At 54.7% G+C, this 19,058-nt stretch carries 17 protein-coding genes; 11 read left to right on the plus strand and 6 right to left on the minus strand.

The features are described from left to right. Positions 1–3: 3 nt before the first annotated feature. Positions 4–1,065: a TRAP transporter substrate-binding protein gene (locus ACW17M_RS01330; protein WP_457546788.1), complete on the plus strand. Its 1,062-nt coding sequence runs from the start codon at positions 4–6 to the stop codon at positions 1,063–1,065. Positions 1,066–1,088: 23 nt separating this feature from the next. On the opposite strand, the gene ACW17M_RS01335 is transcribed toward ACW17M_RS01330, so the two are convergent. Continuing rightward, complete coding sequence (locus ACW17M_RS01335; protein ID WP_457546789.1) at positions 1,089–2,105, minus strand: AraC family transcriptional regulator; 1,017 nt, start codon at positions 2,103–2,105, stop codon at positions 1,089–1,091. Between the two features lie 170 nt (positions 2,106–2,275). Here ACW17M_RS01335 and ACW17M_RS01340 point away from each other — a divergent pair, with 170 nt between their 5' ends. From ACW17M_RS01340 to catA, 6 genes are all read left to right on the plus strand, one after another. Beyond that, positions 2,276–2,752 carry a MarR family winged helix-turn-helix transcriptional regulator gene (locus tag ACW17M_RS01340; protein ID WP_041157349.1) on the plus strand — a complete coding sequence of 159 codons (477 nt, stop codon included), beginning with the start codon at positions 2,276–2,278 and terminating at the stop codon, positions 2,750–2,752. Between the two features lie 432 nt (positions 2,753–3,184). Beyond that, complete coding sequence (locus ACW17M_RS01345; protein WP_457546790.1) at positions 3,185–4,690, plus strand: SLC13 family permease; 1,506 nt, start codon at positions 3,185–3,187, stop codon at positions 4,688–4,690. 113 nt (positions 4,691–4,803) lie between these two features. Continuing rightward, entirely contained in the window at positions 4,804–5,634 is an 831-nt protein-coding gene (locus ACW17M_RS01350; RefSeq protein ID WP_457546791.1) for a 3-keto-5-aminohexanoate cleavage protein, read from the plus strand. Between the two features lie 565 nt (positions 5,635–6,199). After that, a complete protein-coding gene (locus ACW17M_RS01355) occupies positions 6,200–7,318 on the plus strand; it encodes a muconate/chloromuconate family cycloisomerase (protein ID WP_427770240.1) in 1,119 nt (372 codons plus the stop codon). A 58-nt stretch (positions 7,319–7,376) separates the two neighbouring features. Further along, positions 7,377–7,667 carry a muconolactone Delta-isomerase gene (gene catC, locus ACW17M_RS01360; protein ID WP_027958957.1) on the plus strand — a complete coding sequence of 97 codons (291 nt, stop codon included), beginning with the start codon at positions 7,377–7,379 and terminating at the stop codon, positions 7,665–7,667. Positions 7,668–7,733: 66 nt separating this feature from the next. Then, positions 7,734–8,708: a catechol 1,2-dioxygenase gene (gene catA, locus ACW17M_RS01365; protein WP_427770241.1), complete on the plus strand. Its 975-nt coding sequence runs from the start codon at positions 7,734–7,736 to the stop codon at positions 8,706–8,708. Between the two features lie 109 nt (positions 8,709–8,817). Here catA and ACW17M_RS01370 read toward each other — a convergent pair whose 3' ends face one another. Continuing rightward, positions 8,818–9,720 (minus strand): LysR family transcriptional regulator, encoded by a 903-nt coding sequence (locus tag ACW17M_RS01370; RefSeq protein WP_457546792.1) that lies wholly within the window; start codon positions 9,718–9,720, stop codon positions 8,818–8,820. Between the two features lie 421 nt (positions 9,721–10,141). On the opposite strand from ACW17M_RS01370, the gene mscL reads away from it, so the two are divergent. Continuing rightward, complete coding sequence (gene mscL, locus ACW17M_RS01375) at positions 10,142–10,669, plus strand: large-conductance mechanosensitive channel protein MscL (RefSeq protein ID WP_022521214.1); 528 nt, start codon at positions 10,142–10,144, stop codon at positions 10,667–10,669. A 60-nt stretch (positions 10,670–10,729) separates the two neighbouring features. Here the strand turns inward: mscL and ACW17M_RS01380 are convergent, their stop codons facing one another. From ACW17M_RS01380 to hemC, 4 genes are read right to left on the minus strand one after another with little or no spacing between them, the layout of a single operon-like run. After that, positions 10,730–12,007 (minus strand): heme biosynthesis HemY N-terminal domain-containing protein, encoded by a 1,278-nt coding sequence (locus tag ACW17M_RS01380; protein ID WP_022521215.1) that lies wholly within the window; start codon positions 12,005–12,007, stop codon positions 10,730–10,732. Continuing rightward, positions 12,004–13,500 (minus strand): uroporphyrinogen-III C-methyltransferase, encoded by a 1,497-nt coding sequence (locus ACW17M_RS01385; RefSeq protein WP_457546793.1) that lies wholly within the window; start codon positions 13,498–13,500, stop codon positions 12,004–12,006. Before ACW17M_RS01385 ends, ACW17M_RS01380 begins: the two co-directional genes overlap by 4 nt. 13 nt (positions 13,501–13,513) lie before the next feature. After that, the gene (locus ACW17M_RS01390) at positions 13,514–14,293 is read right to left on the minus strand and encodes a uroporphyrinogen-III synthase (protein WP_400669754.1); all 780 of its coding nucleotides are present in this window, start codon (positions 14,291–14,293) and stop codon (positions 13,514–13,516) included. Then, entirely contained in the window at positions 14,290–15,234 is a 945-nt protein-coding gene (gene hemC / locus ACW17M_RS01395; RefSeq protein ID WP_400669749.1) for a hydroxymethylbilane synthase, read from the minus strand. The genes ACW17M_RS01390 and hemC overlap by 4 nt, the downstream gene beginning before the upstream one ends. Before the next feature lie 134 nt (positions 15,235–15,368). On the opposite strand from hemC, the gene ACW17M_RS01400 reads away from it, so the two are divergent. The 3 genes from ACW17M_RS01400 (at position 15,369) to lptM (ending at position 19,055) form a co-directional block, all read left to right on the plus strand. Continuing rightward, positions 15,369–17,426, plus strand: a complete 2,058-nt coding sequence (locus ACW17M_RS01400) for a sensor domain-containing protein (protein ID WP_457546794.1) — start codon at positions 15,369–15,371, stop codon at positions 17,424–17,426. A gap of 97 nt (positions 17,427–17,523) precedes the next feature. Further along, complete coding sequence (gene argH / locus ACW17M_RS01405; RefSeq protein ID WP_022521219.1) at positions 17,524–18,927, plus strand: argininosuccinate lyase; 1,404 nt, start codon at positions 17,524–17,526, stop codon at positions 18,925–18,927. Further along, entirely contained in the window at positions 18,924–19,055 is a 132-nt protein-coding gene (gene lptM / locus ACW17M_RS01410; RefSeq protein WP_022521220.1) for an LPS translocon maturation chaperone LptM, read from the plus strand. The genes argH and lptM overlap by 4 nt, the downstream gene beginning before the upstream one ends. Positions 19,056–19,058 lie beyond the last annotated feature (3 nt).

Consider the following 19,058-nt stretch of genomic DNA (forward strand, 5'->3'; position numbering starts at 1 on the left):
ATAATGAAAACGAGTACACAGGTGGGAACGTTAACGGTACTAATAGCTGCAATGGCGTTGGTGGGGTGTAGCGATGCACAGGAGGAGGTAGTCGATGAGCCTAGCGACGAGTCCCAAGTGATTACCCTCAGCTACGCTTTCTTTGCCCCTGCGCAGAGCTTTCCGGCCATTCAGATGGAGCACTGGGCGAAAGAGCTCAATGAACGTACCGATGGTCGTGTCGAGGTCGACCTCTTCCCCGGGGGCTCCTTACTCACGGCCAGCAATATGTACGATGGGGTGTTGAATGGTGTTGCGGATATAGGGCTTTCCGCCACCTCTTACGAGCCGGGCCGTTTTCCTCTGATCAACTTGGCCGGGAGTCTGACCGGCCAGGACGTCAATTCAGAAGTCGCCAGCCGCATGACTTACCAACTGATTCAAGAGTTTGGTGACCAGATGCCCGAACTCGAAGAGTTCAAGGTCATCACGGCCTTTACATCGGAGCCTGCTTATTTTCAAACCATTGAACCGATTCATCAACTGGAAGACCTGGAGGGGCTGGAAATAAGAATTTCCGGCGATAACTCCAGGGCGCTGGACGCACTGGGAGTAACAGCAGTAGGTATGTCGCAAGCCGATGCCGGTGAGGCACTTCAATCTGGCATTATCGATGGGTATGCGGCTTCCCGGGAAGTGCTAATGGATATGCAGTTCGCGCGTTTGGCTAAGTACGTGACCGACTATCCCTTAACTAACACCATTTTTGCGGCGCTGATGTCGCGAGAGAAGTGGGAGGCGCTCCCTGCTGATATACAGGCGGTGATCGAGGAGTTGGCGCCGGAGATGGCAACCTTCACCGGCCAATATCTCGATGAGCATATACAGCGTTCACTCGAGTGGGCGCAGCAGGAAGAGGGCGTTGAAGTAATAGCGCTTGACGATGATGAGGCTAGCCGTTGGGATGATCAGCTCGCTCCGGTCAATGCAACTATCCTGTCGGATGCAGAGCAGCAGGGCCTACCGGCGTATGCCTTTGCAGAACGAATGCGTGAGCTGATCGAGGAGTATCGTACTGGGGAATAAAAAGAGCAGAGGCGACAGTAGGCTCAGAGCAAGACGTTGGTCAATTCGTTATCAATAGTATGCTCGCGGTTTGACTGCAGTGTTTGCACGGGGGTCACCCCATAGACCTCCTTGTACTGAGCGGAGAAGTGGCCAGGACTGTTGATGCCATGCTGCATGATGACGTCGGTGACACGGTGGCCACGAGGGGCATTAATCAGCGCCTGGTGCACACTCTTCATGCGTTGCTGAGTAAAATAGGCTTTGGGTGGGAGCCCGACAAATTGCTGGAAGCCGTATTGCAGCGTGCGCTTTGATACCCCCACCATCGAGGCTAGTGTCTCGAGCTCAATACTCTGCTTGAGATTTTGGTCAATAAGCGTTTTGGCGTTTTTTACATAGTGCGGAAGAGGAGAGGGGTTACCACTCAAGCGCTGACTGTAGTTGTTAATGAACAGCCCCAGCAGGCTGTCATATAAGTAGTCTTCCATCAGCTTGATCTGCTGGCGCGGGGCATTTTGCTGGTGAAGAGAGTCGGTGAGACGGGCAAAATACTTGATGGTATCCAGAAGAAAGACCGTGCCGGGGTAATGCTCGGGAAAGTAGTGGTCAAAGATGATCGGAAGATCAATGCGCTGTTCAAGTCGACACGAAAGGCGTTGTTCCAACCGGTGGCGCGGTACTCGAACGATGATGTTATGGCAGTTCGGAGAAGTTTGAATGAGAGCGCGTTGACAGGGGGATGTGACGGTAACACCTCCCTGAATCATACTGACCTGACGGTCAGCGTATACGATGGTTCCCTGGCCTTCGAGAGTGATACGAAACAGGTAAACGTTTGACTCTTCGACGGGATCAATTTCGACATTGGCACCATATTGCAATTCGATAATGGCCAATTGGTCGAAGCTGACGGCACTCAAACGTGAGGCAAGTCGCGGGCCGTTAAATAAACGCATGCGATGTGGGCAGAGGTAGTGGGTGACATGCTCACGAATGACCTCTTGTGAATCGGTGCGCAGAATAGCGTGCTTCTGCAGCAGAAACGGTGTTGTACCCATGGTTCACCTCAACAATGCACCAAGCAGGTGATGGTTTTGGGGTGTGAAGCCGAGGCAATAGCGGCTGGGCCAGTAGATGGCACGCTCTATCTCTAGAAGCTCCCAGGCGCTTACACTCGAATGGATATATGCTAGAATAATCCACTATTTTTTTGGATGGCGCGCTTCTTATGGTCGACAAGGATGAATTATCGTCTTCCTTTTTTCCTCTTGCCGATGAATTTCGCTCGCGTGATTTTCCTTTTTATTGGGTCGCGAGGCTGAATGCTAAATACAGCGCTGATGTCGATACACTACTGAAACCACTCGGGCTCAGTTCGTCTAAGTGGCGCATTCTCATGATCCTACATGAACATGGGCGCCTTAGCATGTCGGATATATCAGTACACGCTGTTGCAAAATTGTCAACTATCACCAAAATTGTATACCGAATGCAAGAGTCGGGTTTGCTTAAAACAGAGGCCAGCCCGCAGGATGGTCGCGTCACTGAAGTAGAGCTTACCGAGGCGGGTGAGGCAAAGCTGGATATTGCGCGGCAAGTTACTAGCCGTCTGGTGGAAAAAGCCTTTGCCGATTTCAGTAAACAGGACATTGTGTATATCAATCAGTGCTTGAGTAGGATGTTTCATAACTTAAACGCGCTTTAAGGTCTAGAGGGACGCTGGAATTACTGCCATCGCGGCCAAAGTGCTTACATTTGCCCTATGGGCTATCTAATAGCCCTGCCCTTTCCTGAACTACTCCTTTTTATTCAAACTTCCGCTTAGCGCTTTTGCTTAAACGTCACGCGGGTAGTGAAATTGCCACGCTTTTCGCAGTAGCCCATCCATTAGTCGTAAACTATACGTCGTAATTAAGCAGGATATTCCCTATCCCTTGTGAAAGTCACGAATAGGTCAAGTACGAAAATAGCAGCTATTTTATAGTTAAATAACTGATTTTATTGACTATATAGAGTTCTCTGTATTCATGTCAATTTGCTCAGTTAGGTATGTGCATCAACCTGAGAGGTATTGGCGACTCGGCCCATCAGTCGTAACACTCACCTGCACTGTTATTGCTATGCGGGTAAAACGATCATGTCGCAAACCACAGGGGCCGTTGAACAAGCGCCCTACGCTGCTGAAGCCTCTGCTTTCAAGCCAATCTCACTTGTAATGGGTATTGTCATTGGCTTGGGTGTTTTCTTCCTTTTGCCTGAAACGCTGGCCTTCAGTGCTCGTCTAGTGGCGGGCATTGCCATGCTGATGGCCACCTGGTGGATGACCGAGGCGATACCCATTCCTGCCACGTCGCTGTTGCCGCTTGTACTGTTCCCGTTTTTCGATATTGCCTCGGTCGGTGAAACCGCCTCGCCCTATGCTCACAGCATTGTCTTTCTAGTATTGGGTGGCGTACTGCTGGGCTTGGCAACGCAACGCTGGAATTTACACCGCCGCTTCGCGCTACTGACGGTGCTCACCGTGGGTACTAAGCCGGCTCAAATCGTCTTCGGTTTGATGTTCGCTAGCTGGTTTATCACCATGTGGGTCAGCAATACCGCCACCGCAGTGATCATGGTGCCCATTGGAGGCTCGATCATTGCGCTAGTGAAGTCACTGGGTAACGGTGATGACACGCCCAAGTTTTCTGCCTCTGTGCTACTGGGCATTGCCTATGCCATCACCATTGGCTCCATGGCCACATTGATCGGCCAGCCGCCGATGGCGCTAATGCGCGCCTACATGGAAGACACCCACGGGCTTAGCATCGGATTTGGTCACTGGATGCTGGTGGGTGTGCCGTTCTCATTCACTATGCTAATGCTGGCTTGGTTTGTGCTTAACAAACTGGTGTTCCGCTCGGAAGTCGAGAGCATCCAGGGTGGCCGGGCGATGATTGAGGCAGAGCTCAAGGGGATGGGCCGACTATCGCCTGAGGAGTCACGTGTATTGATGGTTTTTGCCGGGGCAGTGTTCTGCTGGGTATTCCTGCCGTTAATCGCGAGAATTCCTGTCGTGCAGAGTGCACTGCCTTGGTTGGGTAACATCAACGATACTAGTGTGGCGATTCTCTCGGCGATTCTGATGTTTGTGATTCCTGCCTCTAATGGAAAAGGGGCGTTGCTGGCGTGGTCGGCTACCCGTGACGTGCCCTGGGGGGTACTGATTTTGTTTGGCGGTGGCCTAACACTCTCAGCCCAGTTCACCGCCACTGGCTTGAGTGCGTGGGTTGGCGAGAGCGTCTCGGGATTATCGGGGTTACCTCCGATTCTGATCCTAGCCATCACGGCTATCGTCATTATCCTATTGACCGAGCTAACCAGTAACACGGCGACGGCGGCTGCCTTCTTCCCGATTATGGGATCTATTGCCGTGGGACTGGGTATCGAACCTTTTCTGATGACCATCGTGGTTACCTTTGCCGTGAGCTGCGCCTTTATGTTGCCCGTGGCGACACCTTCCAATGCAGTGGCTTTCGCAACAGGGGATCTTCCAATCAAGAGCATGATCCGAGCAGGTATCTGGCTCAACGTCATCGGTTTGCTGGTGATTATGGTCGCGCTCTACACCATTGTCCCTTTGGTATTCGATGTCTCTTTCTAAAATGTGGTTGTCAACGTCATTGGCAGCGATTCGGATTTGACGCTGGTAAAGATTCGCTCTATTTTGTTCGTAATGCAAATTAGTGTTCGCAATATGAACAAAGAGAGGTTTCCATGTCTCAGCCCTGTATTATTTGTGTCGCTATCACCGGCAGCCTGCCGCGCAAAGAGAACAATCCTGCCGTGCCGATTACGGTTGAAGAGCAAATTGAAAGTACTCAGGCGGCGTTCGAGGCGGGAGCTACCATTGCTCATTGCCACGTGCGTAACGATGACCAAACGCCTTCTTCCGACCCAGAGAAATTTGTAAGGCTGATGGAAGGGCTCAAGAAACACTGCCCTGGCATGATTATTCAGCTCTCAACCGGCGGGCGCTCTGGCGCCGGTGAGGTGCGCGGCGGGATGCTGTTGCTGAAGCCTGATATGGCCAGTCTCTCGGTGGGCTCCAATAACTTCCCCAATCGTGTGTACGAGAATCCGCCCCAGTTGGTGGAGTGGCTTGCCGATGAGATGCTCACGTATGGCATTAAGCCTGAAATCGAAGCGTTTGATCTGTCGCATATCCATCAGGCGGTTGCACTCTCCAAGCAGGGAAAGCTGAAAGCACCGCTCTATGTGCAGTTTGTCATGGGCGTTAAGAATTCGATGCCAGCGGATAAGCCGACTTTTGATTTCTATATCGAGACACTCAAGCGGCTAGCGCCGGATGCACAGTGGTGTGGCGCAGGCATCGGCGCCAATCAATACCTGCTTAACGAGTGGTCTATTGCTGCTGGTGGTCATACTCGGACGGGGCTTGAGGATAACGTTCGCCTGGATAGTAATACGCTGGTGCCCTCCAACGCCGCGCTGGTCGAGCGCACCGTAGCTCTCTGCGAAAGGTATGAGCGCCCGGTGGCTACTTGGCAGCAGGCGCGTGAGATGCTTGGGTTGAACAATGTGTAAAAATGTTAGCTGCTACCCAACGGTGGGTGAAGGAACATACTCAATCACCATCGGATTGTTGTTCAGTCGTCTTTAAGGTGTCAGAGAGGGCTACTTACTTCGCGATATGTCAGTAGTCACCGGTAATTTTTCATAAAGCAGCCAGTATTATCCTTTTGTCGTAAATGTATTTTGTAGCGCGATGTGGTTGAGAACCCTAGCGGCCGCGGCAAATGGCTGTCGTATCGGGCTAACGGCTGAAGTGCTACGGCATTTCTCATTTCGTTATTTAAGGCATTTATGCTCATTTAGTGATTAGTGGTGTAGCGTTAAGCTGCACCATTTTTTATTGTAGTCATTTGATTTAGTTGAATTTTAATCTATCAGTATTTGAGAAAATATATTTTTAGTTTGTTTTGTACGGTTTAATTTAAGCTACAGCTACACATGAGCGTTAAACAGCAACGCTAATGCTGGGTTGGCGATACCCTTACGGTATGGAAAGGCACTTAAACAATATTGGTTTCTAAAACCAGATGCTACCAAACTGCAGCCTAGCTAATGATTGCCAGACGCTGGAGCCTGCATGTCAACCGTCATCCAACATATTGAGACGCTGCTGGTCGATTTACCGACTATCCGTCCTCACAAACTCTCCATGACCACCATGGCCTGCCAAACCATGGTGATTGTGCGCATGCGCCACTCCGACGGTATCGAAGGGCTCGGCGAAGGCACCACCATTGGTGGCCTGGCCTATGGCCCAGAAAGCCCGGAGAGCATTAAGCGCAATATTGATACTTATCTAGCCCCTCTGCTGGTCGGCCAGCCCTCCAACAATGTCCATCAGTTGCGTGCTCGGCTTAACCGCCATGCTCGCGGCAATATGATCGCCAAATCTGCATTAGAAACGGCTCTGTTGGATGCCCAGGGCAAGCGCTTGGGATTGAGCGTCGCCGAGCTGCTGGGCGGCGTACGTCAGGATCACTTGCCCGTACTATGGACGCTAGCCAGCGGTGATACCGCCAAAGATATTGATGAGGCCATGCTGCGTTTAGAACAGCGTCGGCACTGCGACTTCAAGTTAAAAATTGGTGCTAACCCGGTGGATCAGGACGTGCGCCATGTGGCGGCGATCAAGGAAGCGCTGGGTGATCGGGCCAGCGTGCGAGTTGATGTTAATCAGGCGTGGGATGAATCCACCGCCGTTCGCGGTATTCAGGTGCTACAGGATGCTGGCATTGAGTTAATCGAGCAGCCCATTGCTGCTCGTGAACACGCCGGTCTAGTTCGTTTGGCTAACCGCTTCAATGTGCCAATGCTGGCTGACGAGGCCGTGCAGGATGCCCGCGACGGGCTTGATCTCGTGTGCGGCGGCTTCAGTGGTGCCTTTGCGCTGAAGATTGCCAAATCCGGCGGTATTTACGGGGTACTAGAGTTAGCTCACGTCGCCCAAGCGGCTGGAATTGGCTTATATGGCGGCACCCTGTTGGAGGGCACTATCGGTACGGCTGCCTCTCTACATGCCTGGGCAACGCTGCCAGCAATGGCCTGGGGCACGGAAATGTTCGGCCCTCTGCTGCTGCAAGACGACATCGTCGTTTCCCCTCTCAACTACACCGAATTTGGGGTGGAGTTGCCGCAAGGGGCTGGGCTCGGCATCACCTTAGATGAAGATAAGTTGGCGCACTACTCACGTAAGTAAAAGCCGCAGTAAATAAAGCCATCGCTTGTGATCGCCCGCGATGAAAGAGGAGAGCCATATGCTGTTTCAAGTTGAGATGACCGTTAAGTTGCCGCCGGACATGCCTGCCGAGCAGGCAGCCAAGATCAAGGCAACGGAAAAGGCGTATTCCCAAGACCTGCAGCGCCAGGGTAAGTGGCGCCATTTGTGGCGGGTGGCGGGTAGCTACTCGAACGTCAGTATTTTTGACGTGGAAGACAACGCCGAGCTGCAAGAGCTGGTCAGCAATCTGCCGCTCTTCCCCTATATGGAGATCAGCGTCAAACCGCTGTGTCGTCACCCCTCTTCAGTGCGCGATGACGATAGATAGCTCTCCACGTAACACGCCAGATCATATGACTACAACAACACCCCATAACAAACAGAGGGTTTCACCATGACTGTAAAAATATTCGACACGCCCGAGGTTCAAGACTTCCTAAAAGCCGTTGCGGGCTTTGACCAGACCGGCGGCAACGATCGCGCCAAGCAAATTGTGCACCGCCTAGTGGGCGACCTGTTCAAGCTGATCGATGATTTCGATGTCACTGAGGAAGAATACTGGGCAGCGATCAACCTGCTCAACGCTCTGGGCGGCCAGACCCAGTTCGGCCTGCTTTCTCCTGGGCTTGGTTTTGATCACTATCTGGACATGCGCCAGGACGCCATCGATGCCGAAGCCAAGCGCACCGGCGGCACCCCGCGTACCATCGAAGGCCCGCTCTACGTGGCCGGTGCCCCGGAAGCGGAAGGCTTCGCCCGCATGGACGACGGCAGTGATCCCGATGCCGAGGTGATGTGGCTGACCGGTCAGGTGCGCGATGTCGACGGTACCCCGATCCCCGGCGCTAAGGTTGAAATCTGGCACTGCAACTCCAAGGGCGGCTACTCGTTCTTTGATCCCTCCCAGGATGAGTACAACATGCGCCGCACGATCTATGCGGACAGCGAAGGCCGCTACACCGCGCGCAGCATCATTCCCTCCGGCTACGGCGTGCCCGAAGGCGCCCCCACCGATGTGGTGCTCAAGTCCCTGGGCCGTCACGGCGAACGCCCGGCGCATATCCACTACTTCGTCTCCGCACCGGGCCATCAGCACCTGACCACCCAGATCAACCTGGCGGGCGACCCCTACACCTTTGACGACTTCGCCTTCGCGACACGGGAAGAGCTGGTGGTGCCCGCTGAACGGATCGAAGATCCGGCCGAGATCGCCAAGCGCGACCTGGACGGCCCGTTCTCCCATGTGGTGTTTAATGTCGAACTGGCTAAAACCGAAGCCCCTGAGCTGCAAGTGCGTCACGCCCGTCCCCGCGCCAAGGAAGACGAGCAGGATCTCGCTAGCCAGTTGGCGGGTACCGCGAAGGTTTAATAGCCTTGTTAATTTCCTTTAAGTGCTTGAAGGAGCTTTAAAGAAGGGCCGCGCTAGGAAGGGGAATTGGCAAGCTCCAAAGGATCCACTTTCCTTTGAATATCATAGGTTATGGGTAGCGGCCCATGAAGCGATCATCAACAAGCTTGTGTAAAATGGTGGTCGCTTCATTCATGAGAAGTGATGGTTTTTCACCGCGGCGACGGCTGCAGACAACAGGTGAGGTGATTGTCTTGTCCGCCAATGCTACGTAAGAAATACCATCTCGTTGTACGCGCTTTACCTCCTCAGGTACCAGTGTAATACCGATATCAGAGGCGACGAGGCTAAGTGCTGTCTGAACTTCGTTTGCTTCCTGTATGACCTCAACCTTTAAGCCTTGTCGGCGGAAAATACCCAGTACCATATCTGCCAAGCTAGGACGTGGTTTGGCGGGGAAAAGAATAAGTGGATAACGTGCCAATTCTTCGCATGTAGGCGTAGTGCCCTCTAAGGGGTGACCGCTAGGAAGAGCAGCAATAAATGGCTCATTGAAGAGTATCTCTTGCTCTACGTCTGGATCATCAATGCGAAGACGTCCAAATCCCATGTCAATACGGCCTGCTTTAAGCGCCTGAATTTGCTGTATGGTCGTAAGTTCTGTCAATGATATTTCCACATTCTCAATTTGACGCAAGTCGCGAACCAGCATTGGAATCTGCCCATAAAAGATAGAGGGGACAAAGCCAATTCCAAATAGAGTTCGCTTGCTACGTGCCATATGGCGTGTTGTATCAATGGTGACGTCGACTTTCTCTAAAATTTCTAAAGCACGCTGCTGAAAAAATATACCCGATGGTGTTAAGCGAAGGCCTCGCGAGCTTCTCTCAAACAGTTCGACCCCAACTTCCCGCTCTAGCTGTTTAATTTGGCGCGAAAGTGGCGGCTGTGACATATGCAAGCGTTTAGCGGCACAGGTGAGATTAAGCTCTTCAGCGACAACGCAAAAGTACCTCAGGTGGCGTAATTCCATAAGAACTCCAAGGCATGAGTAACTTCTTAACTAATGGTGGCATTTACCTTCGGTGGCTTCCAATCAGGCTGCATTGCTCAAACAACCGGGCAATCTGCTACTAGCTAGGTGAGGCGCTATAACGCTACCAGTATTTACGCACTTGAAAGCTAAATAACGTCTAAGACTTTAGTAATACAAGGTAGTAACAAGAGGGGGAGAGCTTCCGAGTACGCCTATTCGCTGAGCTTTCAGCAACGACTCGTATAGCTTGGTTAGTCGCTGACACATAGTTGCACGAGGAAGGGGCTTCAACGCTTTATAATGCCTAGTATCGAACCGCAAGGAAATTACTTGCCGTCTAACACACCCTAGCCCATGCTTTTAGCAAGACGCTATAACCTAGGGTATTGGCTAAAACGAGACGTTAGGACGTTTGAACATGGCAAAATTCTTCCAGGAATTCCGAGAGTTTGCGGTAAAAGGCAACGTCGTCGATATGGCGGTGGGGATCATTATCGGTGGGGCGTTTACGCTGATTGTGCAGAGCCTGGTGGCGGATGTGATGAACCCGCTGATTGGCTTGTTGGTGGGCGGTGTGGATTTTTCCAATCTGTTTGTAGTGTTACGCCAAGGGGCGGTGGGCGGCCCTTATGCGACGCTGGCGGATGCCCAGGCGGCAGGGGCGGTAACGCTAAACCTCGGGCTTTTTATCAATGCGGTGGTCAGCTTTATGATTGTCGCCTTCGTGGTCTTCTTATTGGTACGCACCATTAACCGATTAAAGCGCGAAGAGGCGGTAGCGCCTGCGAACCCTACGGAGCAGCCGTGCCCTTACTGTTTGATGGTGGTGCCGATCAAAGCCACGCGCTGTGGCCACTGCACAGCAATGCTGGATCAGCCAGCGGAGGCTGAAACGCCGGTTGAAGTTACCTCTGCGCCACCGCAAATGCCACCCGCCAAACCTTGAGCCACTAAAAAGGGCGCCACTGCTGAAGTGGCGCCCTTTCACGTTATACCAGCAGCAACCCTAGGCGCTTTTCTTAATGGTTTTGCTGTCTTTTTGCTTACTGCCGGGCTTTTTGCTGTCGTTAGCATCGCTGGGTTGCGGCAGCGATGGCAGCGATTTGGCCAGCATTTCGACGCTGTGGCGATAGTAGAGCTGGCTCTTATTATGCTCGCCAAGGCTTGCATAGAGACGTGCAAGTTCAGCGCAAACTTCGCCATTGGGGCGCTGCCGCTGGCTGGCTTCAAAGTACTCCAACGCCTTTTGCCACTGGCCGGTGCGCAGCGAGAGGCGACCGCAGGCGAGCAGCAGCTCGGGGTCGTTGGGGCGCTCCTGCAGCCACTTCTCGGCTTTAACTAGTTGGCGACCGGCGTTCACATTCAGCAGGCCGTAGCGTTTTACCAAGCGTGCGTCCCAGTGGTGATCCAGCGAGTGGTTGAGCAAGCGCTCGGCAATGGGCTCTTCGTTGGCTTGAATCAGCGCTTCGCTGTACAGCACGATCAGCTCGGTGTTGCCGCGCAGGTAGTCGGGCATATCAGCCCAAAGGCCACGCACCCGCTCAATGTTGGTGGGGTTTTGCGCTTCAAACACGATCAGCTCGCGGTAGGCTTTAAACTCCAACTGCTCACGCTCTTGCTGGGTAATGAGCTTCTGCGCCGCCAAGCGTGGAATCAAACGCCGTAAGCCTTCCCAATCGTTGACGCTTAAATGCACCTGTTTGAGTAGCTTGAGCACCTGCGGGTGGTTGGAGAGCTTCTTATCCAGGCGATTAAGAATCGCCAGCGCTTCTTCCGGCTGCTGACGCTCAATCATCATTTGCGCCTGCATCAAGCCAACGGCCGTATCGGCTCCGTCGGTGGTTAGCTGCGCCTGATTCAGGTGCTCCTGGGATTTCACGTGGTGGCCCTGGTAATGGGCCGCCAGCGCTGCGGATAGGTAGTTGACCAGCGGTGTGCTGGAATCATCGGCGGCATTAACCAGGGTTTTTTCGGCTTTTTTCCAGCGCCCTTCGGTCAGTGCTACCAGGCCACGCACGGTGCGCTGCATGGCGCGACGGTTACGTGCGCGGCTGTTCCAGCTACGAAAACGCCCCATAGGGCGAATAATGCCGCTGAGCAAACGCAGTACAAAGTGTAGGACGATAAAGGCGGCAAACAGCAGCACCAGACCAAACCAAAACGATGTCTGGATGGATGAGTCGCCCACGCGGATTAGCCAATAGCCGGGCACCGACATCATCAGGTGCCCAAACAGGGCCCCGACGGCGAGGCCTGCGACAATGAGGAGAACAAGCTTTCTCATGAATCACCTCCGCTTTGGCCACGCGTCTTATAGCGGTTGTCGATAAAGCGTGCGAGCTCCTGCTGTGAAGCGCTGATATCGGGCAGCTCGGGTTTTACCTCTGCTTCCTTGAGCTCTTGAAGGCGCGTAATAACGCTTTGGGTCTCTTCACGAGTGGTGTCGTAGTAGTCGTTCAGCAGCTGTAGCGCTTTGTCGATACTCGCGTCATAAAGCTCTTTCTCTTCGTTGAGCAGGGCCAACTGCGTCTGCTCCAGCACTAAGCGCAGACTTTGGCGTAGGTAAGACTCTTGCTCTGGGGTAATCAGCGCTTCCAGCGCTTCATCGTGATGGCGAACCACCACCAGGTCTTTGAGCTCTTCACCGAAGCGCGCCAGCTGGCGCTGGAAAGTGCCGGTCGGCGGCTGCTCGATGCTGGAGGTTACCGCTTGCTCCTCAATTTCTTGAGAGAGTCGCAGAGAGGAGATGCGTTCCTGCTGGGCATTGAGCGCTAAGTAGAGGCCTGTACGGTCAACCTGGGGCACGGCATCCAGAGCGGCTAGCTCATTGGCAATCGCTGCGCGTACGGGTGTCAACGCCGGGTTGTCAGCATCTACTAGGCGCGCATCGGCGGTACGCAGCAGCGCAGCTGCGCCATCAACGTCGCCTTCCAGCTGTAAACGCTGATTGGCCAGACGCAGCAGGTAGGCGGCTTCGGCATGCAACCACTCGCGCTCGTCGGTGTCCTGCTCTTGAGAGAGCTGGTCCAGCACTTGGCCCAGGGTCTCATCGACGTCGCTGCGGTAGCTGTCAAATTCATCACGCAGGTCACCCAGTGTGCTTTGCAGCGCTTCATCGCGCTCGGCTTCGCCGCTATCAAGGCGTGACTCGAGGTCGCTAACCGTTTGCTGTGAGGCGCTCCCCTCAGCCTGCTGTGCGACTTCGTCGAGGCGTTGCTGCTGGCTCTCCAGGCGCAGCCAGCCCTGCCAAGCGATAAATGCCAAGGCAATCGCCAGGATAATCACCAGGGCAATCGCGAGGCCGCCGCTTTTACTGCCTCCGCTTTTGCCCCCACCGCTTTGGCCGTTACCGCTGCCTTTGTGGCCGGTGGGCGGCGTAGTGCCCGCCGATGACTTGCCGCTGGTCGGCTTTGACGAGGCGGCGCTTGACGATGGCGAACTAGAAGCCGACCCGCTTGAGGAAGATGGGCTGGGTTGAGCGGCACTCTGGGAAGGTGAGGCTGCGTTGCTGGATGTGGTATCTGCCGATTTAGCCGTGCTGGTAGTGCTGCTAGCAGCGGTTGAACTCGCAGTGGGCGAGCCCTTTCCACGTCGCCGCGACCGGCTATTTTTAGCGCCACTCTGAGCAGGTGTTGTTGAGCTCGGCGGTGTGTTCGGCTTGCTGGGCTCAGTCGCGTCGGTCGTGGAAGCTGCTTTGTCGGTCGTTTTAGGGACGCCTTGAGAGGCATCGGAGGACGTCGGTTGTACATCGTCCTGATCGTTTACTTGTTTGCTCATGTGTCGCTAGCCCTTAGTAAGTTCCTTGATCGACATCGGCACCCTGTGGGTCGCAGGTCTCCAACGCCGCTATCAACGCAGCTGGCGTAGCTCCGGACGCCACCTTGAGGTCACAAAAACCCAGTATGCCAGCCAGTGTAGCCAAACGGCGACTGGAAACGATTAGCGGTTGGTTCAAGGCCGCCTGATTGCACCATTTTGCCAGATGTTCCAGCAGTTCGCTGCTGGTGACGATCAACGCCCGGTAATTACCTGAAAAAAGGCGCGTTTGCAGAGCGGGTTCAAGGGGGTGAAATGTGCGTCGATACACCGCTACACGAGTCACCTGCGCCCCCCGCTCGGCAAGCGTTTCAGCGAGCAGCGGGCGGCCACCTTCGCCCGCCACCAGTAGAATGCGCTGGTGCCCTAACTGCTGAAGCGAGGCAAGCGCAAGCAGTGCTTCGCTGGTATCTTCACCTGCATTGGGCGAAGGCACATGCACACGTACGCCCAACTGATCATAAAGCGTGGCCGCGGTGGCGCTGCCAACGCTGTAGTAGTCAATACCAATGGGCAGCTGTGGCCAGAAGCGATCCAGCGCTTCACTCAAGCAAGTGGCCGCAAAGGGGCTGATGACTATTATCTTATGGTACTGATCAATATCCAGCCAGATACGCCGCATTTCAGGGGTTTCTGGCAAGGCTTCGAGTTGCATCACATTGAGTGATTCAACGCTCTCGCCCCGCTCGCGCAGAGCAGCGGCCAGTGCTTCACCTCGCTCGCCAGGGCGGCAGATCAGTACCGGTTGGCTCATATGGCGCGGCCGTAAACCTCAGCCAGAATATCGCCAGCGCCTTGGTCGAGCAGCTCTTCGGCAATGCGAATGCCCAGCGCTTCGGGCTCATGCATCGAGCCACGGCCTTCGGCGCGCAGCACTTCGGTGCCCTCTGGGTTGCCCACTAAGCCGCGTAGCCAAAGGGTTTCATTTTCAATATCCAGCACCGCGTGGCCCGCAATAGGCACTTGGCAGCCGCCCTCTAAGCGCGTGTTCATGGCCCGTTCGGCGCGCACACGCGTCGCGGTATCCGCGTCATCCAGCGGGGCTAGCAAGGCAATCAGCTCGGGGTCATGCAGGCGGCACTCAATGCCTAGGGCTCCTTGGCCGCAGGCGGGCAGGCACACTTCCGGCGGCAGTGCCTGGGCAATCCGCTCATCCAAGCCCAACCGCTTAAGGCCCGAGGTCGCCAGGATGATGGCGTCAAATTCGCCCGCGTCTAATTTACCTAGCCGCGTTTGTACGTTGCCGCGCAAGTTGAGAATTTGCAGATCGGGGCGGGCTTCACGCATCTGCAGGCCACGGCGTAAGCTGGCGGTGCCAATTCGTGCCCCTTCGGGAAGCTCATCAATGCTAGAGTAGTGGTTGGATACAAACGCATCGGTAGGGTCGGCCCCTTCTAGGATGACCGACAGGCCCAGCCCTTCGGGGAAGAGCATGGGTACATCTTTCATCGAGTGGACGGCAATATCGGCACGGCCATCGAGCATGGCGTCTTCCAGCTCTTTAACGAACAGCCCTTTACCGCCAATTTTTGAAAGCGGTGTATCGAGAATTTTGTCGCCCTTGGTAGACAGAGCTACAAGCTCGACCTCAAGGCCGTTGTGAGCCGCCATTAAGCGGTCGCGAACGTACTCAGCCTGCCACATGGCCAGTTGGCTTTTACGCGTGGCAATGCGCAGTTTGGTGATTGATAGCACGTTATTCTCCCTATACCGCAGACACGGCGAGTCAAGCTATGATAAGTGTCATCATAAAGCACCGAGCGCCACAGTAAAAATAACGGAACTGATTATGCTCCCGTAACGTGTTTTATCCGTCCCTAGGAAATTTTATGTCCTTAGTGTTACCCCGCGGCCAGCTTGACCAGTTTTTCCTGCTTTCACGGGATCTGTTCTGCTGTATCGACTTTGCAGGCACGCTGCTGCAAATCAATCCAGCCTTCGAGACGCTGCTGGGGTACTCGTCCGAAAAATTAATTGGGCGTTCCTGTGGTGTTGTCATTAACCCCCTTGACCACCCGGTGATCGAACGGGCGTTACAGCGAGTGCATCAAGGCGAAAAGGTCATTCCTTTTGAGGTGCGCGCTGTTTCCGCAACCGGCAAGCAGCACTGGTTAGAAATTTCGCCGTCGTTGGGGGAGGACGTGATTTACGTAATCGCCCGGGTGATTACGCGGCGTAAAGCTAGCGAACAACAGCTAAAATTATTGGAGCGTAGCGTTGAATCAAGCACCAATGGTGTTCTTATTGTCGATGCTCAGAGCAGCGATCTGCCTCTGGTTTACGTCAACGCTGCCTTTGAGCGCATTACCGGCTATTCGCGCAACCAGGCACTGGGGCGTAACTGCCGTTTCCTACAGGGGGAAGAAACCGACCCCGCCACCGTCAAGCAGCTACAGGTAGGGATTGCCGAGCAGCGTGAAGTACACGTGGTCATCCGTAACTATCGGCATGACGGCACGGTTTTTTGGAACGACTTGCACATTTCACCTGTACGCGATGAGAACGGCCAAGTGACCCACTTTGTCGGCGTACAGAATGATATCTCTGAACAGCGTGAATATCAGGCTCAACTCGACCATAACGCCCATCACGACGCCTTGACCGGGCTGCCCAACCGCTTGTTACTTGGTCAGCGCTTGGAAGAGGGGGGCGTGATGGCGCGCCGCTACCATCGCTATATAGCCGTGCTGTTTATTGACCTGGACGATTTTAAGCCGATCAACGATACCTTAGGTCATGAAGTGGGTGACTTTATTCTGGTGGAGGTTGCCAAGCGGCTGGAAAATGAGCTGCGCCCCTGGGACACCGTTGCGCGTTTTGGTAGCGATGAGTTTGTGGTGCTGTTGCCGGATCTAGCCCATCAGGACGATGTGATACAAGTGGTCGAGCGGGTTCTCCAGGGGCTTTCGCCGCCCTACTGGTACCGCGACAGCGAGCTGCGCATCACCGCCAGTATCGGCATTGCCATCAATGACGGCAGCATGGACAACCCTCGCCAGCTTATTCAGCGGGCGGATTTGGCAATGTATAAAGCCAAACGGCGCGGGCGTAATACCTACCACTGGTATACGGAAGACTTGAATCGCAAGGTGAGCGAACGGGTTAGCTTACGCAGCGCGCTACAGCAAGCCATTGAGCAGCAGCAGTTCGAGCTTCATTACCAGCCGCAGATTCACGCGCCAAGCGGTCGCGTGGTGGGGGTTGAAGCGCTGATCCGCTGGCAGCACCCTGAGCGCGGCAATATCCCACCGTCTGATTTTATTAGCCTTGCCGAGGATACGGGTCAGATCATTCCCATTAGCGAGTGGGTGTTGGCTACCGCCTGTCGCGATGCCCAGCAGCTCAATGGCCTGGGGTTGGGCGAGATCACCATGGCGGTCAATATTTCGCCTATGCAGTTTCAACGCCCTGGCTTCCTCACCTCCATTGAGCAGGTGCTGGTGAGCAGCGGTCTAACGCCAGCGTTGTTAGAGCTGGAGCTTACCGAGGGAGTGCTGATGGATAGCGCCGAACAAGCGATCCAGGCGTTAAAGAATTTGCGAGCGCTGGGAGTCCTGATTGCACTAGACGATTTTGGCACCGGCTTCTCTAGCCTAAGCTATTTAAAGCGCCTGCCGATTAATCGCATCAAGATTGACCGATCCTTTGTGCGCGATGTGATTTCAGACCGCTACGATGCCGCGATTATCGACGGCGTGGTCGCCATGGCGGGGAAAATGGGGCTCGAAGTGCTGGTCGAAGGCGTAGAAACGGCAGAGCTGTTTGGCTACCTGCAACAGCGTCACTGTGACTACTATCAGGGCTACTACTTTGCCCGCCCCATGCCCCTAAGTGCCCTGCACGAATTTCTCCACAAACCACCTGCCGTCGTAACGTCACGCTCTTAGCCGCCACAGAAATAAAAACGGCGTGCCGCTGACCGGGGCGACTCTGGTACACTTTCTGCTAACGACTCCTTTGTTTTGTCAGCAGGATATATCTTCGATGAGCCAAGCCACGAATCAGTCTTGGGGCGGTCGCTTTAGCGAGCCCACCGATGCCTTTGTTGCACGCTTCACCGCGTCAGTTAATTTCGACCAACGCCTGGCCCCCCAGGACATCCAGGGCTCCATCGCCCACGCTACTATGCTGGCTCGGGTAGGCGTGCTCACCGATGACGAGCGTGATGCGATTATTAATGGCCTGAACGAGATTCAGGGCGAAATCGAGCGCGGCGAGTTTAACTGGTCGGTGCCGCTGGAAGATGTGCATATGAACATCGAAGCGCGGCTGACCGAAAAGATCGGTATTACCGGCAAAAAACTCCACACCGGGCGCTCGCGCAACGACCAGGTCGCCACCGATATTCGCCTGTTTATGCGCGATGAGATCGATGTTATCGAAGTGGAGCTCAAGCGTCTGCGTGAAGGCATGATCGAACTGGCTGATCGTGAAGCCGAGACCATTATGCCCGGTTTTACCCACCTGCAAACCGCCCAGCCGGTCACCTTTGGCCACCATATTCTGGCTTGGCAAGAGATGCTGGCCCGGGATCACGAGCGCCTGCTGGACTGCCGCAAGCGCGTCAACGTCATGCCATTGGGCGCCGCTGCGCTGGCAGGGACGACGTACCCGATTGACCGCCACGTTACGGCAGAGCTTCTAGGCTTTGACCGTCCAACGGAGAACTCTCTGGACGCGGTCTCGGATCGTGACTTCGCTATCGAATTCACCAGCTTTGCCAGCATCCTACTAATGCACCTGTCGCGCATGAGCGAAGAACTGGTGCTATGGACCAGCGCCCAGTTCAACTTTATCGACCTGCCCGACCGCTTCTGCACCGGCTCTTCGATCATGCCGCAGAAGAAAAACCCCGACGTGCCTGAGCTGGTACGCGGCAAAACCGGGCGCGTGTACGGCCACCTGATGTCGTTGCTAACGCTGATGAAATCGCAGCCGTTGGCTTACAACAAAGACAATCAGGAAGATAAAGAGCCGCTGTTCGATGCAGTGGATACCGTGCGCGACTGCTTAAAAGCGTTTGCCGATATGGTGCCCGCCATTGAGCCCAAGAAAGCCAGCATGTATGAAGCGGCGCGGCGTGGTTTCTCTACCGCGACGGACTTGGCCGACTACTTGGTGCGCAAAGGCGTGGCCTTCCGCGACGCCCACGAAATCGTCGGACAGTCGGTGGCCTATGGCCTTAAAAGCGAAAAAGACCTGTCTGAGATGAGCCTGGATGAGCTCAAACAGTTCTCCGATACCATCGAGCAGGATGTGTTCGAGGTGTTGACCCTGGAAGGCTCGGTAGCCGCCCGGAACCATATTGGTGGCACAGCACCCAACCAGGTGCGGGCAGCTGCACAGCGAGCGCGTGAGGCGCTGAGTGCGCTCAAGGCGGGCGCATGAAAACGCTGGCAATCATGGCCCTTTCGGCGCTGCTGTTAACCGCGGTTGTTGGCTGTGGGCAAAAAGGGCCGCTTTATCTGCCGGAAGATGCACCCGCTGACGAGCAATCTGCCCAGGCGTCTGAATAGATA

Source organism: Vreelandella sp. 2A-K22, assembly GCF_054065485.1.